This is a genomic window from Bradyrhizobium sp. NBAIM08 (assembly GCF_020193935.1).
Taxonomy (GTDB): domain Bacteria; phylum Pseudomonadota; class Alphaproteobacteria; order Rhizobiales; family Xanthobacteraceae; genus Bradyrhizobium; species Bradyrhizobium yuanmingense.
Genome location: NZ_JADYVR010000011.1, coordinates 1 through 15,212, shown reverse-complemented (window position 1 = coordinate 15,212; position 15,212 = coordinate 1). Strand labels below are relative to the sequence as shown.

The following is a 15,212-nucleotide window of genomic DNA, read 5'->3' as shown; positions in this document are numbered from 1 at the left end:
CAGACGTTTGGGGCGCGCGGACGGCAGTCGCGCGGGGAGGCAGCTACCATGGTCGACGTCACCGCAGGACAGGGCGTAGGCAGCGCAAGGCCCTCGATCCCTTCCCTCAACGACATCGTCACCGTCCTCAAGCGCGGCGACATCGCGCTGGCGCTCGGCGTTCTCACCATCCTGGTGGTGCTGATCCTGCCGCTGCCCGCGATCGTGCTGGACGTGTTCCTGGCGATCTCGATCACGCTCTCGATCCTGATCCTGATGACGTCGCTGTTCATCCAGGCGCCGCTGGAATTCTCGGCCTTCCCGACCGTCCTCCTGATCTCGACCATGCTGCGGCTCTCGCTCAACATGGCCTCGACCCGGCTGATCCTGTCGCACGGGCACGAGGGCACGGCCGCCGCCGGTCACGTCATCGAGGCCTTCGGCAACTTCGTGATGGGCGGCAATTTCGTCATCGGCATCATCGTCTTCGCCATCCTGATCGTCGTCAATTTCGTCGTCATCACCAAGGGCTCGGGCCGCATCGCCGAAGTCGCCGCCCGCTTCCACCTCGACGCCATGCCCGGCAAGCAGATGGCGATCGACGCCGACCTCGGCGCCGGCCTGATCGACGAGAAGGTCGCCAAGGAGCGGCGCAAGGAGCTCGAGGACGAGAGCGGCTTCTTCGGCGCCATGGACGGCGCCTCCAAGTTCGTCCGGGGCGACGCCATCGCCGGCCTCCTGGTCGTGTTCATCAACGTCGTCGGCGGCATCATCATCGGCGTCGCGCAGCAGGGCATGTCCTTCGCCGACGCGGGGCGCACCTACACGCTGCTGACCGTCGGTGACGGCCTTGTTACTCAGGTACCGGCGCTGATCGTCTCGACCGCGGCCGGCCTGCTCGTCTCCAAGGCCGGCGTCTCCGGCGCCGCCGACAAGGCGCTCATGAAGCAGTTCTCCGGCTATCCGCAGGCGCTGGCGATGTCCTCGGCGGTGATGCTGGTGCTGGCGGCGCTGCCGGGCATTCCGACCCTGCCCTTCCTCGCGCTCGGCGCCGGCGCCGGCGCGCTGGCCTGGAACGCCCGCAACCGCAACCGCGTGGCGGCCAAGGCCGAAGCCGCCGTTCACGCCGCGCCCGCTCCGGGAACGCCGGGTGCGCCGGGCGCTGCCGCGACGGAAGAGCCGATCTCGGCCGCGCTCAAGATCGACGACCTCAAGATCGAGCTCGGCTACGCCCTGCTGCCGCTGGTCAACGGCCCCGACGGCACCGACCGCCTCACCGAGCAGATCAAGGCGCTGCGCCGCTCGCTCGCGATCGAGATGGGCTTCGTGATGCCGGCGGTGCGCATCCTCGACAACGTCCAGCTCGAGGCCAACACCTACATCATCAAGATCAAGGAGGTCGACGCCGGCACCGGCAAGATCTGGCCGAACCAGTTCATGGTCATGGATCCCGGCGGCAGCCAGGTGCAGGTGCCCGGCATCCACACCACCGAGCCGACCTTCGGCCTGCCCGCAACCTGGGTCGATGCCAGCCTCAAGGAAGAGGCCTCGCTCAAGGGCTACACCGTCGTCGACGCCGCGACCGTGCTCTCGACCCATCTCACCGAGCTGCTCAAGGCCAACATGTCGGACCTGTTGTCCTACGGCGAGGTGCAGAAGCTGCTCAAGGAGCTGCCGAAGGAGCAGAGCGAGCTGGTCAAGGACATCGTCCCGGGCCAGGTCACGGTCTCCGGCATCCAGCGCGTGCTGCAGCTGCTGCTCGCCGAGCGCATCTCGATCCGCGACCTCTCCACCATCCTCGAAGGCATTGCGGATTCGCTCGCCTTCTCGCGCAACCCCGCGACCATGGTCGAGCACGTCCGCGCCCGCCTAGCGCGGCAGATTTGCGCGCAGAACACCTCCTACGCCGGCTATCTGCCGCTGATCGCACTGTCGGCGAAATGGGAGCAGGCTTTTGCCGAATCCATCATCGGCCAGGGCGAGGAGCGGAGCCTTGCCATGCAGCCCTCGAAACTCTCGGAATTCATGACTGCCGTGCGCGAGGCCTTCGAGCGCGCCGCCCGCGAAGGCGAGGCGCCGGTGCTGGTCACCTCCGCTTCCATTCGGCCCTTCGTGCGCTCCCTGGTGGAACGGTTCCGGGCCCAGACCACCGTGCTGTCGCAGGCCGAAATCCACCCCAGGGCGAGGCTGAAAACCGTCGGAAGCATCTGATTTGCCTTAAGAAGCCGTGTGTTTTTCAGCCACAGGCAAATGGTTTTTGAGTTCCTGGCGCCTTGTCGACCAAGGCCTCAAAAACCCGGCACTAGGCTCATTACATCTTTGAAATAATTATGTAAAAGAACGATCAAGGGCCGCCTTTGATCGCGATCTATCACGTCATATCACGCCCTTGTGATGGCCCCTTGGGAACGAATCCCCCCGATACTAGGTTGATGGGCACCGGAAGCATGAACCTGCCTCAAATGGCCGGCGACTACTTCGGGTAGATGGCGGCAGGAGGCTTCCATGAACCACTCGATCTACAGCGCAGATCGCGCGACCCATTTGAAAATCGTGGTCGTCGCCCTCGTCGCAGGGATCGCGGTGGCTGGCCTCGGCATTACGGCACGCTCGGGTTCGGATGAAGGCCTGACCCAGACCGCCCGCGTCATCAAGGCCGGCAAGCCGGTCGTTGTCACCAGTTCGAACGCGTCCCTCGTTCGCTAAGGAGATCTGACGAGTTTTGTGAATTCACGCGGCTCTTTACCAGCCCCCCAAAGTCGCCACGTGGATATGTAGACGACCCCAACCCCAAGTCGACTACAGAAAGCGCCCGCCCCCCACGGGCGCTTTCCCATTTCTGGTATCTCGTCATTGCGAGCGCAGCGAAGCAATCCAGACTGCCTCCGCGGAAAGACTCTGGATTGCTTCGCTGCGCTCGCAATGACGGAGCAAGCGGCACGGCCCTGCCTGCCAACTACCTTCCCCCATACGTCGGCGGCGGCGCCTGCACGGTCGGGGCGGCGGCAGCGAACAGCTCGTCCTTGCGTCCCGAGAGCGGCGGATAGATGCGCTTGCGGTTGATGGTCTGTTTGGTCGCCTTCGCGGCCGCGCCGGTGGCACGGACCTCGCGATTCCATCCTTCGGTATAGAGCGCGCCCCAGCCGCCGAGGTCGAGCACGGTGACGTACCAGTCGATCCGCAGCGGCAGCATGGGCAGGCCGACGAGATCGGCGACCACGTTGTGGCCGGCGAAGCGGCCCATGGGACGGGCGAACTGACAGGACATCAATGTCGGATGCAGCCCGTCGATCACGCTCGAGGCGACGTCGCCGGCCGCGAACACGCCGCCGACATCGGCCACACGCATGAAGGGATCGACGAGGAGGCGCCCGAGGGAATCGCGCCCGCCCGGAAAGCTCGCCGCCAAAGGGCTTGCCCGCATGCCCGCGCACCAGATCACCGTCTGCGACGGAATGAATTCGCCCGAGCTCAGGCGCATGCCCGCGGCCTCGATCGCGGCGACACGCACGCCGAGCCGCGTCTCGATGTCGAGCGAAGCCAGGGCCGTCTCGATCACCGGGCGCGCGTTCGCGCCGATGCTGGCGCCGACGCTCGGATTGGGATCGACCAGGATGATGCGGCGGCTGCCGGTGATCCCTGCGCGCGCCAACCGGTCCGGCATCTCAGCTGCGACTTCGATGCCGGTGAAGCCGGCGCCGACCACGACCACCGTTGAATGGCCCGGAGACGGCGCGCTGCGTCCGAGCGAAACCAGATGATCTTCAAGGCGGAGCGCCGCGGCATAGGTGTCGACGTCGAAGGCGTGTGCGGCCAGGCCGGGAATATCGGGGCGCATCACCGCGCTGCCGAGCGCCAGCACGAGGCGGTCATAGTGCAGCGTCTCCTTGCCGGCGCTGGTGACGAGCGAGATTTCGCGCCGGGCCGGATCGATCACCTCGACCTCGCCAAGGCCGTGGCTGACGCCGATCGGATCGAGCAATTGCGGAAGCGGAAGCGCGACCTCGGCGAGATCGGCCTCGTAATTGCGCACGCGGATATTGTGATAGGGATTGCGGTCGACGAGACGGATCTCGATGTCGCGATCGCTCGCACCGATCTCCTCGCGCTTGCGCGCGGCGCCGATGGCCGCCCACAACCCCGCAAACCCGGCGCCGAGCACGACGATACGCGCCATCTCCGCCTACTGCGCTTTCCAGACACCCGCGGTCAGCCCGCAGAAACAGACTAGCTCAACAGCAGGCGGCGACCAAATGCGGCGGCGTCCGCGCCGCTGCACAAAATCGCGATTTACGCCTCGCGCAGCTCCGACGGCGTCGTGCCGAAGCGCTTGCGGAAGGCGCGGTTGAAGTAGGACAGATCGGAGAAGCCGGAGGAATGCGCGATGTCGCTGATCTTGCGCATCCTGGCGCGGGGATCGCCGAGCAGCTTGCGCGCGTGGAGCAGGCGCTGCTCCAGCACGAATTCGGTGAAGGTCGTGCCGGCCTGCTCGAACAGGCGCTGGGCCTGGCGCGGGCTCAAGCCCGAGCGCGTCGCAACTTCGGCGAGGCAGAGATCGTTGCGGCCGAGTGCGGCCATCACGTCGGCGCGCATGAGATCGAGGCGCGCCGCCGCCTGCCCGCGACCGCGTGCGCGGCTTGCGTGCTCGGCATCGGTGCCGAGCAGGAGACCGACGAGATCGACCATGTGCTGCGCGGTCAGGCGCTGGCCGACCGCATCGAGATGCGGCGCGTGATTGGCGGCGAGCGCGTGGTAGCGGAAGATGGTCTCGGCGACTGCGCCGTCGACGAGCACCTGCGAGAGCTTGTCCTCGGCGCGTGGATTGATGTCGAGCAGCGCACGGCGCGGCATGCGAATGCTGGTGAAGCGGTCTGCCTCGGTGTGGCCGACGGTCCCGGTCACGCTCATGTCGACGAGCACCATCTGGGCGGGCGTGAGCTCGACGGTGTGGCCGTTTTGCCCGACGCGGACGAGCCCTGCGTGGGCCGCGATCAGGACGAGATCGTCGCTGCCGTCGGCAAGGTGGCTCTGCGTGCGGGAATATTGCGCCGAGGCGCCTTCCGGAATGGCGAGCGTGATGTTGTCGACGACGCTGATCTGCAGCCGGCAATCGATGCTGTCGCCATGGCTCGGCCCGATATCGAGGCCGCAGCGACCGACGGCCCGCTCGCGCCAATGCTCGAAGGCCGGACCGTGCGGCAGGCCTGCATATTGGTGAAGGAAGATGCCCGGCGTTCTCGCTGCATCCATCTGATTTTCTCGCCCTTTCCGGCATCAATCGCGTTCAAATTCCGGGAATTTGACGCCGTGGACCGAGGCGAGGTTCAAATCGAGGGCGGATTCGGGAGCACTTGTCGGGCTGCGACAGCGGGATGGACCGTGGCGACAGTCGCCGTGGCACCTATTTTTGCGCGGGCGCCTGCGGTTGGGCCGGCGGCACGGTCTCGATCAGCTTGCCGGAAAACACCGGGGCGGAGGTCGGCTGGCCGTTCGGCGAGCCGCCCGCCTGCTCGATGGTGACGGCGAAGGTCGCGCTATTGACGACCTCGGCATCGTAGGAGGCGAGTAGTGGACGCGCGGTGAAATCGCCGGCACCGATCACGCCGAGCGAGCGCGGGCGCGGCAGCTTGTCCGAGATCAGCCAGAGCTCGAAGCTCTTGCCGGGCTCCGGCGTCGCGCCGACCTTTCGCACCGTGAAATTCCGCGTCGCGCCGTCGATGGTGAGGATGAAGGCGGGGCCGCCGCCCTGGCCCTGCAGCAGCGCGACATATTGCGCGGAGGCGGCGAGCGGCGCGGCCGGCGTCTTCACCTCGACCGTCTGGATGCGCGGCGGGGGACGCAAAGCGCCCGGCAGCGCGTCGGGCAGCAAGATCTGCAGCGACAGCGTTACGAGCAGCGCGGCCGCGAGCGCGCCAATGGCGGAAGCGATGGTGCGCCAGCGCTTCACCCGGCTCTCGAGACGAATCACATTGCTGTCGTCGACCACCGGCGCTTGGGCCGCACGGACGAGGTTGGCATCCGGCGCATGGACTTGCGGGATGAATTGCGGCGCGATGTCCGGAACAGCATCAAACTCGGGACGCGGCGCCTCAGGCGCGGCGGCTTCGGGCTGCTGCACCTCAGCCGACTGCGAGCTCTCGGGCGGAGATTCCGCAGCTGCCAGCGAGGGCGTCTCGGGCACAGGCGGCTGTGGTGGCGGCGAAGCTTCGGCAGGCGCAGGCGGCTCCTGCGCGGCGATCGTGCGCGCGATCTCCGCCCTGATGTTCTCCCACACGATCGGACGCGGCTCGACCGAGCCGACCATCTGGTTGAGCACGCCGAGCCGATAGGCCCACGCCTGCACGATCTCGGCGAACGCCGGGTCCACCGCCATCATGGTCTCGACCTGCGCGCGCTCGTCGGCGCCGAGCGTCCCGAGCGCATACTCCGCGGCGAGCGCGATATGGTCCTCCGTGTAGGCCATCAATTGCAGTCCAGAACCACCCTCATCATCCAAGCGATCACAGTCCGAGGCACTCCCGGATATCCAGCATGCTGCGCCGCAGCCACGTCTTCACCGTGTTGACCGGCGCTGAAAACTTCTCCGCCAATTGCTCGCGGCTCCAGCCGTTGTAATAGGCGAGCAGCACGAGCCTCTGACGGTCCGGCTCGAGCCGGCCGATGCATTCCAAGAGCCGCTTCAGCTCCTCGGTCATCTCGCGGCGGGCCAGTGGATCGGGACTTTCGGCCGCGACCTCCATCGCCTGAGGCTCTTCCTCGATGGAGGCTTCCGACTTCTTGCGGACGACGTCGATCGCGCGGTTGCGCGCGATCGAGGCCATCCACGTGATCGGCGAGGACAGGGCCGGATTGAACTGGCCGGCGCTGTTCCAGATCTTGACGTAAGTCTCCTGAATGACCTCCTCCGTGAGATCCTGCCTGCGCAAGATACGGAGCACGACGCCATAGAGTTTCGCGCGCGTGGCGGCGTAGAGGCGCTCGAACGCGGCCTGATCGCCCTTCGCCACCGCCTCAATCAACCCGACCAGCTCCGCTGGCGTCAGCATTCAGCCCCCCAACACGCGGGCCGTCGCGTTCCGCGTAGACCCCGGCACCGCACCACCATAGCGCGCGGCCAAGCCGACCACCAAGGGGCGCGGCGCCACACTGTGGACAGCACATGCGAAAACCCGGACCTTGCGGGTCCGGGTTTTGGCAATTCCTGGAGGGGCGGGCTAGCGGCTCAGGCGACGGCGCCGATGCGGGCACGCATCAGGCCGATGCTGTCGAGGTCGGCCTGCTCGCGGGCGTTCTCCTCGGCGCGCTCGCGGGCCTGGTCGCGCTCGTCGAGCAGCTCGACCTTTTTCAGCTCCTCGAAGGCCTCGGCCAGTGCGGCCTTGGCTTCCTCGAGCTGGCCCTTGAGCTCGTCGGCCGAGCGGGTCAGGTTCTCGCGGCGCTGGATCGCGGCTTTGGCGTAGGTCGGGTAGGCGAAGTGCGAGGGATCGTTGATCCCGGCGCGCTCCTGCTCGGTCTGGATCTCGCGTTCGAGATCGACCGACATGCGCTGGAAGTCGGCGATCATGGTCTCGATCTGGGTGACCCGGCGGCGCTTCTCGTCGACCTGAAACTTCTTCAGGCGGATGAGGGTATCTCGTGACTTCATCGACTCGTACTCCCCAGAAGTCCCCCCGCTGCACGTGGGACGATACCGGTCACCCCACGGGCCCGAAGGGGGCCCAGACCGGCTCTGCTACTCTGTGGGATCGGATGATGACCGGACAAAGTTAGCGTTCCGTTTCCAAATTGCCGAGGATTTGCGCCAATTGGCGATAGCCCTCCGCGAGCGATGCCTTTTCGTCCTTGCGCTGGCGCAGGAAGGCTTCCAGCGGCTCGTTGAGGCGGATGGCCTCGTCGACCTCGGGACTGGAGCCGGCGCGGTAGGCGCCGAGACGGATCAATTCCTCCATGTCGGCATAGGTCGCCATCACCTGGCGCGCCCGCTGGATCACCGGCCAGAACTGCGGATCGGCCGATTTCGGCATCGTGCGCGAGACGGATTTGAGAATGTTGATCGCGGGATAGCGGCCGCGCTCGGCGATCGAGCGCTGCATCACGATGTGGCCGTCGAGGATGCCGCGGACGGCATCGGCGATCGGCTCGTTATGGTCGTCGCCGTCGACCAGCACCGTGAAGATCGCGGTGATGGCGCCCTCGCCCAATCCCGGCCCGGCACGCTCGAGCAGCTTCGGCAACTCGGTGAAGACGGTCGGCGTGTAACCCTTGGCGGTCGGCGGCTCCCCGGCAGACAGGCCGATCTCGCGCTGGGCCATCGCAAAGCGCGTCACCGAGTCCATCAGGCAGAGCACGTCCTTGTCCTCGTCGCGAAAATATTCGGCGACCGCGAGCGTGAGGTAGGCCGCCTGGCGGCGCATCAGGGCCGGCTCGTCGGAGGTCGCGACCACCACGACTGAGCGCGCAAGGCCCTCCTCGCCGAGATCGTCCTGCAGGAATTCCTGCACCTCGCGGCCGCGTTCGCCGATCAGCCCGATGACACTGACATCGGCATCGACGTTGCGCGCCAGCATCGACAGCAGCACCGACTTGCCGACGCCGGAGCCTGCGAAGATGCCCATGCGCTGACCGCGGCAGCAGGTGAGGAAGGTGTTCATGGCGCGCACGCCGAGGTCGAGCGGGCTGCCGACGCGCTTGCGCGAATGGGCGGGCGGCGGCGTATTGCGGAACGGCATCGGCGAAGAGCCCTGCGGCAGCGGCCCCTTGCCGTCGATCGGCTCGCCCAGCGCATTGACGACGCGTCCCAGCCAGGCCGCGGATGGCCTCACCTGGTTGGCGGCATTGGCGATGACCGCCTTGCAGCCGCGGCGCACGCCCTCGAGGCCGGCGAACGGCATCACCACGGCATTGTTGCCGGAGAAGCCGATCACCTCGCACGGAATGGTGCGGTTGGCGCCGGTCTCGATCACCAGCCGCGCGCCGACCGACATCGCGTGGATAGGGCCGGCCACCTCGACCATCAGACCGCGAACGCCGACCACGCGGCCATAGATGTTGATGCCGTCGATGTCGCCGATCTGTTCGGCCAGCGCCTTCATCGGGGGGCCTTCATCAGCAGCGCACCTTCATATGAGGGTCCTCATGAGATGGTCGCCTTCGGTGATCCCGGGACATCACGGTGAAAACCTTAAGTTTCGCCATATTTCTGAACGGCGCTTAACTTCGTGTTTACCCGCATCATTAATCATTGCGTCACTGTCTTTGAGACTGAGCGTGCCTCCCCTTCAGAAGAAGGCTGAGTCGCGGGAGTCGGTTAGGCCCGTCTCTTAAAGTGGAGCTTGAACGGAATCGGGTAACGAAAGCTGCTTCGTACGCAAGACCTTAGGGCGATTCGACAAAAATTGCACCGGGGGGACTTGCGTTCCAGAATCAGACTTTGTTAACCATCTGTTGTCAGGATCCGAATCAGTTGTTCAAAGGCGTTTTGTTGAGTGCCGCGAATGCGGCCGACCTGACGCCCAGGAGCGGCGACTATGGGGAACTGGCATGCGCGTTTTGCTGATTGAAGATGACAGCGCCGTCGCGCAGTCGATCGAGCTGATGCTGAAGTCGGAGAGCTTCAACGTCTACACGACCGATTTGGGGGAAGAAGGCGTCGATCTCGGTAAACTATACGATTACGACATTATTCTCCTCGACCTCAACCTGCCCGACATGTCCGGCTACGATGTGCTCAAGCAGCTCCGGGTCTCCAAGATCAAGACACCGATTCTGATCCTCTCCGGCCTCGCCGGCATCGAGGACAAGGTCAAGGGTCTCGGCGTCGGCGCCGACGACTACATGACCAAGCCCTTCCACAAGGACGAGCTGGTGGCCCGCATCCACGCCATCGTGCGCCGCTCCAAGGGCCATGCCCAGTCGGTCATCCAGACCGGCGACCTCGTCGTCAACCTCGACACCAAGACGGTGGAAGTCGGAGGTCAGCGCGTGCATCTGACCGGCAAGGAATATCAGATGCTGGAGCTGCTCTCGCTCCGCAAAGGCACGACCCTCACCAAGGAAATGTTCCTCAACCACCTCTATGGCGGCATGGACGAGCCCGAACTGAAGATCATCGACGTCTTCATTTGCAAGCTCCGCAAGAAGCTCGCCAACGCCTCCGAGGGCCGCAACTTCATCGAGACCGTCTGGGGCCGCGGCTACGTGCTGCGCGAGCCGCACGAGGCCGACGAGCGCATCCCCGCCTGATCCCTGGGTTACGTCGCGAGCCCAGTCAGGCTCGCTCCTCCCAGCCTGGACCCCGCCGCAAATGGCGGGGTTTTCGTTTTTGGGGGGACGCTTCATTGGAAGCTTAACGTTTGAACCCCTAGCCTTCCCCTGCCGACGAATGGTCGCTGCACGATGGGGGAACGATGATCCTGCAATCACTCGCCGGCCTGCCCGCCTTCCTGGTCTATTTCTGCACCGGGCTGATCGTGATCGTGGCCTATCTGTTCGTCTACACCCGCATCACGGCGCATAACGAATTCCAGCTCATTCGCGACAACCAGCCGGCCGCGGCGATCGCGCTTGGGCTCAGCCTGCTCGGCTTCGTGGCGCCGCTGGTCAGCGCCATCGCGCATTCGGCCAACGTGCTGGACTGCCTGATCTGGGCGACGATCGCGCTGATCGTGCAGGTCATCGTGTTCTATCTCGTCAAGGTTCCGGTGCCGGACTTGTCGAGGCGCATCGATGACGGCGAGCTTGCCCCGGCGATCTGGCTCGGCCTGTCCTCGCTCGCCGCGGGCCTGCTGAACGCCGCCAGCATGATCTACTGACATGGCCGACAAACCCGCCAAGAAGGAGTTCGGCAAGCGCCGGCCAGTCGCCGAGCCGCCGCGACCGCCGGTGAAGCGCTCCGGCCACGTCGCGCTGCTGGTGATGGGCACGATCGCCGTCGGCACCACGGCCTATACCTTGATGCCGCGGCAGAACTGCGAGCCCACGCCCGGCGCCGTGCCGGGGCAGACGACCACGACCTGCACGAGCAGCAGCAGTTCGTCGGGCGGCAGCAGTTCGCGCTGGTCGTCGCGATCGAGCTTGTTCAGCGGCGATTCCTCCAGCCATTCCTCGTCGGGAACGTCGTCCAATGTCAGCCATAGCAGCGTGAGCCGCGGCGGCTTCGGCTCGTTCGGCCACGGCTTCTCGGGCGGCGGCTGATCCATGCAGCGCATCACCTGCCTCGAGCGCGACGACTGGCGGGAGACCGCCGCACGATGCGGCTTCGTCTTCCACACCATCGACGGCGAGCGCTATTGGGACGAGCGCGCCTATTATGGCTTTACGCTGGAGGAGATCGAGCGAGGCATCGAGGCGCCGACCGGCGAGATCGACGCGATGTGCCTGGAACTCGCCGGCCGCGTCATCGGCGACGAGCGTTCCTTGCGACGGCTGAAGATTCCGGAAGCGTTCTGGGGCCTGATCGTCGAGAGCTGGAAGCGCGACGACCGCAGCCTCTACGGCCGGCTCGATCTGAGGTTCGACGGCAAGTCGCCGGCAAAGCTGCTCGAATACAACGCGGACACGCCGACCTCGATCTTCGAGGCCGCGGTGTTCCAATGGACCTGGCTCGAACAGGCGATCGAACGCCGCGTCATCCCCTCGCGTGCCGACCAATTCAACTCCATCCACGAGCGGCTGATCGCGGCATGGAAGGAGATCGCTGGGAGCCGTCACGTCCATCTCACAGGGATCACCGGCAACGAAGAGGACGCCGGCACGCTCGCTTATCTCGAAGACACCGCGCGCCAGGCCGGACTCTCGACGACGCTGCTCGACATCGAGCAGGTCGGCTGGCGCGACGAGGCCGGCGGCTTCGTCGATCTCGGCGAGAACGACATCGCGCTCGCCTTCAAGCTCTATCCCTGGGAATGGATGTTCCAGGACGCCTTCGGCGCAAAGCTGAAGGATGCGCCAACGCGCTGGATCGAGCCGCCGTGGAAGGCGGTGCTCTCCAACAAGGGCATCTTGCCGCTGCTCTGGGAGATGTTTCCGAACCATCCCAATCTGCTGCCGGCCTTCTTCGAGGACGATCCGCGCGCCGCCGAGCTCGGCACGTCCTATGTGCGCAAGCCGCTGCTGTCGCGCGAAGGCGCCAATGTCACGCTGGTCTCCGGCGGCATGCCGCTCGACGAGCAGACGGGGCCGTACGGCGCCGAAGGTTTCGTACGTCAGGCGCTGGCACCGCTGCCGAACTTTTCGGGCTGCTATCCGGTGATCGGAAGCTGGCTGGTGAACCACGAGCCCTGCGGGATATCGATCCGCGAGGACGAGAGCCCGATCACGGGCAACCGCTCGCGGTTCTTGCCGCATGCGATTTTGTGATTTTGTCATTCCGGGGCGCGACAAAGTCGCGAGCCCGGAATCCATAACCACAGTCGGATGAAATGGCCCTGGTCTAACCGCCTGCCTATTTCGATGGCCTGTGGTTATGGATTCCGGGCTCCGCGCTAATGCGCGGCCCCGGAATGACAAAGAGAACTCACCTCGCCGCGGCGATCTTCAGCGGCTGCGGCATCAATTCGCCCATCGGACGGCCGGAGCGCGCGGGGTTGAGCTGATAGAGGCCGCGGCGATCGGTGATGGGGCGGAACGCGTCCGTGATGCCGACGACGGATTCGGCCGCCCCGAGCAGCAGCGTGCCGTCGGCTTCCATGGCCTTCGCCGTGCGCTCGAAAATCACCGCCTTGGTGTCCTGGTCGAAATAGATCAGCACGTTGCGGCAGAAGATCACGTCGAACGTGCCGAGATGGGAGAAGTCCTGCAGCAGATTGAGCTGGCGGAACTGCACCATGGCGCGAATGTCGGCGTTGAGCTGCCAGAGCTCGCCGGTTTGCGTGAAGTATTTCACCAGATGCTGGATCGGCAGGCCGCGCTGCACCTCGAACTGGCTGTAGAGGCCCGCCTTGGATTTCTCCAGCACCTCCTGCGACAGATCGGTGGCGACGATCTCGATGCGCCACCCCGCGAGCGCCGCGCCCATCTCCTTCACGCACATCGCGATCGAATAGGGCTCCTGCCCGGTCGAGGCGGCCGCCGACCAGATGCGAAGCGACTTGCGCGCCGCGCGCGCCTGGATCAGGCCCGGCAGGATGGTGTCGCGCAGGTGATCGAACGGAATCTTGTCGCGGTAGAAGAACGTCTCGTTGGTGGTCATCGCTTCGACCACGTCGGTCGCAAGCCGGCCGTCGCCGTTCCTGATCTTCAGGACGAGGTCGGGGATGCCGGGAACACTTGCCTTGCGGGCGAGCGGCAGCAGCCGGCTCTCGACCAGATATTGCTTGTCGGCGGAGAGATCGAGACCGGAGCGCTCTTTCAGGAACTTGCGCAGATAGTCGTAATCTGCGGGCGTCACGAGCGGTCTCCAGCGAACAGGCGGTTGACCTTGGCGCCGATCTGGTTGAGCGGCAGGATCGCCGCGCAGATGCCGGCATTGGCCGCCGCGCCGGGCATGCCCCAGACCACGCTGGAGGCTTCGTCCTGCGCAATCACGCTGCCGCCGGCCGCGACGATGTCCTTGCCGCCGCGCATGCCGTCCGAGCCCATGCCGGTCAGGATCACCGAGAGGATGTTGCCGTGCCAGACGTCGATGGCGGAGGTGAAGAGCGGATCGACCGCAGGCTTGCAGAAATTGACGGCGGGGCCGTCGTCGAGCGCGATCACAGGATCGGCGCCGCTGCGCGTGACGCGCATGTGCTTGCCGCCCGGTGCGAGGTAGATCCGTCCCGGCTTGACCGGCTCGCCGTCGACCGCCTCGGCCGCCGGCCGGCGGCTCGAGCGCGCCAGATGCTCGGCCAGGATGGTGGTGAAGGTCGGCGGCATGTGCTGGGTGATCAGCACCGGGAAGCGATCGATCACGGCGCTGAGCTCGGTGACGAGCGACATCAGCGCCTGAGGACCGCCGGTCGAGGAGCCGATCAACAGCACCTTGGGCGCCTGGGTCGAGAACGGACGCGTTGACACCGAGCCTGACGAGGGGGCCGGAGCGGGCGCAGGCGCGGCAGGCCGCGCGACAGGACTGCGCGCGACGGGAGCCGGGCTCGCCGGCGCCAGCGGCGGACTCGCAACCGCAGACTTGCGACGCAGCCGCGCGCCGAGATGGCGGATCTTCTGGATCAGGTCGTGATGGAAAATGTCCGCGGCCGACGCCTCACGCGTCGATTCCGGCTTGGGAATGTAGTCGGCTGCGCCGAGCGACAACGCCTTGAAGCTGATCTCCGCGTTGCGGCGGGTCAGGGTGGAAGCCATGATGATGACGAGATCGCGCTTCTTGGCGAGCAGTTGCGGCAGCGCCGAGAGGCCATCGAGCTCGGGCATTTCGATGTCGAGCACGGCAACATCGGGATTGATGCGGTCGAGCTGGTTGACCGCCTCGAGCCCGGTGCGCAGCGAGGCCGCGACCTCCATGTCGTGCTCGGCACCAATCCAGCGCGAGATCAGACCGCGGATGACGACCGAGTCGTCGACGATCATCACCCGCAGCGGCCCGGTTTCGCGCGACGTGCCCGTGGTCGAATTACCTGCGAACGCAACACTCATTACACACCAACTCAGACTGAAACGGTTCAGTTGAAAACAAGCGCCGAAGGATCCGTTCAGCCTCCGGGAGATCGCTCAGATCAGGCCGACTTCCTGAAATTTCGCCGTCACGATGTCCTTGTCGAACGGCTTCATGATGTATTCGTTGGCGCCGGCGTGCAGAGCGCGCGCGATATGCGCGACGTCGTTCTCGGTGGTGCAGAACACCACCTTGGGCTGGTCGCCGCCGGGCATGCGCCTGAGATGGCCGAGGAACTCGTAGCCATCCATGACCGGCATGTTCCAGTCGAGCAGCACCGCGTCCGGCAGGCCGCGCTTGCAGGCCTCCAGCGCCTTCTCACCGTCCTCGGCTTCGAGGATTTGGAAGTCGAGCCCCTCCAGGATCCGGCGCGCAACCTTTCGGATGACGCTGGAATCATCAACGACGAGACAAGTTCGCATGTGAACCTCTGCTTCCTTCCCCCCTTTGCGGGGGCACTTCCAATCGCAAGTCCCTCGGCGGCAATGCCGCCGTATCAGGCCGCCATCATCTCGGGCGCGAGCTCGAGGACGCGGTCGACGTCGAGGACGACCATGAGCTGTCCGTCGAGGCGGTGGACGCCGCCGGCGAGCTTGGCCATGCGGGGGTCGAGGTTGACGGGGTTTTCTTCCTTACCGTCCTCGGG

The 15,212-nt window shown here is 65.7% G+C and carries 15 protein-coding genes and 1 pseudogene; 6 read left to right on the top strand and 10 right to left on the bottom strand.

Going from position 1 to position 15,212, the window contains the following annotated elements; genetic code table 11:
* Positions 1–48: 48 nt before the first annotated feature.
* Positions 49–2,190, top strand: a complete 2,142-nt coding sequence (gene flhA, locus I6F37_RS29620) for a flagellar biosynthesis protein FlhA (protein WP_036026806.1) — start codon at positions 49–51, stop codon at positions 2,188–2,190.
* A gap of 294 nt (positions 2,191–2,484) precedes the next feature.
* Positions 2,485–2,685, top strand: a complete 201-nt coding sequence (locus I6F37_RS29615; RefSeq protein ID WP_036011854.1) for a hypothetical protein — start codon at positions 2,485–2,487, stop codon at positions 2,683–2,685.
* Between the two features lie 250 nt (positions 2,686–2,935).
* Here the strand turns inward: I6F37_RS29615 and I6F37_RS29610 are convergent, their stop codons facing one another.
* The 6 genes from I6F37_RS29610 to fliI form a co-directional block, all read right to left on the bottom strand.
* Entirely contained in the window at positions 2,936–4,156 is a 1,221-nt protein-coding gene (locus I6F37_RS29610; protein ID WP_225151669.1) for an NAD(P)/FAD-dependent oxidoreductase, read from the bottom strand.
* 113 nt (positions 4,157–4,269) lie between these two features.
* Complete coding sequence (locus tag I6F37_RS29605; RefSeq protein WP_225115054.1) at positions 4,270–5,229, bottom strand: AraC family transcriptional regulator; 960 nt, start codon at positions 5,227–5,229, stop codon at positions 4,270–4,272.
* A 151-nt stretch (positions 5,230–5,380) separates the two neighbouring features.
* Positions 5,381–6,442, bottom strand: coding sequence for an anti-sigma factor (locus tag I6F37_RS29600; RefSeq protein ID WP_225151670.1), 1,062 nt, complete (start codon positions 6,440–6,442; stop codon positions 5,381–5,383).
* Between the two features lie 37 nt (positions 6,443–6,479).
* Positions 6,480–7,025 carry a sigma-70 family RNA polymerase sigma factor gene (locus I6F37_RS29595; protein ID WP_225151673.1) on the bottom strand — a complete coding sequence of 182 codons (546 nt, stop codon included), beginning with the start codon at positions 7,023–7,025 and terminating at the stop codon, positions 6,480–6,482.
* 176 nt (positions 7,026–7,201) lie between these two features.
* Entirely contained in the window at positions 7,202–7,621 is a 420-nt protein-coding gene (fliJ, locus tag I6F37_RS29590; protein ID WP_025032035.1) for a flagellar export protein FliJ, read from the bottom strand.
* A gap of 121 nt (positions 7,622–7,742) precedes the next feature.
* On the bottom strand, positions 7,743–9,068 hold the full coding sequence (gene fliI, locus I6F37_RS29585) for a flagellar protein export ATPase FliI (RefSeq protein ID WP_036011877.1): 1,326 nt from the start codon (positions 9,066–9,068) through the stop codon (positions 7,743–7,745).
* Positions 9,069–9,516: 448 nt separating this feature from the next.
* Here fliI and ctrA point away from each other — a divergent pair, with 448 nt between their 5' ends.
* The 4 genes from ctrA (at position 9,517) to I6F37_RS29565 (ending at position 12,333) form a co-directional block, all read left to right on the top strand.
* The gene (gene ctrA, locus I6F37_RS29580; RefSeq protein WP_016848562.1) at positions 9,517–10,218 is read left to right on the top strand and encodes a response regulator transcription factor CtrA; all 702 of its coding nucleotides are present in this window, start codon (positions 9,517–9,519) and stop codon (positions 10,216–10,218) included.
* A 164-nt stretch (positions 10,219–10,382) separates the two neighbouring features.
* On the top strand, positions 10,383–10,787 hold the full coding sequence (locus tag I6F37_RS29575) for a DUF350 domain-containing protein (protein ID WP_036011880.1): 405 nt from the start codon (positions 10,383–10,385) through the stop codon (positions 10,785–10,787).
* A 1-nt stretch (position 10,788) separates the two neighbouring features.
* A complete protein-coding gene (locus I6F37_RS29570; RefSeq protein WP_074448088.1) occupies positions 10,789–11,169 on the top strand; it encodes a hypothetical protein in 381 nt (126 codons plus the stop codon).
* Positions 11,170–11,172: 3 nt separating this feature from the next.
* Positions 11,173–12,333 carry a glutathionylspermidine synthase family protein gene (locus tag I6F37_RS29565; RefSeq protein ID WP_036011885.1) on the top strand — a complete coding sequence of 387 codons (1,161 nt, stop codon included), beginning with the start codon at positions 11,173–11,175 and terminating at the stop codon, positions 12,331–12,333.
* Between the two features lie 157 nt (positions 12,334–12,490).
* On the opposite strand, the gene I6F37_RS29560 is transcribed toward I6F37_RS29565, so the two are convergent.
* From I6F37_RS29560 to I6F37_RS29545, 4 genes and pseudogenes are all read right to left on the bottom strand, one after another.
* A complete protein-coding gene (locus I6F37_RS29560; protein WP_225153474.1) occupies positions 12,491–13,363 on the bottom strand; it encodes a protein-glutamate O-methyltransferase CheR in 873 nt (290 codons plus the stop codon).
* Positions 13,360–14,547 (bottom strand): chemotaxis response regulator protein-glutamate methylesterase, encoded by a 1,188-nt coding sequence (locus I6F37_RS29555; protein ID WP_225153472.1) that lies wholly within the window; start codon positions 14,545–14,547, stop codon positions 13,360–13,362. Before I6F37_RS29555 ends, I6F37_RS29560 begins: the two co-directional genes overlap by 4 nt.
* 75 nt (positions 14,548–14,622) lie before the next feature.
* Positions 14,623–14,988 (bottom strand): PleD family two-component system response regulator, encoded by a 366-nt coding sequence (locus I6F37_RS29550; protein ID WP_007600538.1) that lies wholly within the window; start codon positions 14,986–14,988, stop codon positions 14,623–14,625.
* A gap of 74 nt (positions 14,989–15,062) precedes the next feature.
* Positions 15,063–15,212: pseudogene (locus I6F37_RS29545) on the bottom strand (chemotaxis protein CheW); the annotation flags it as partial.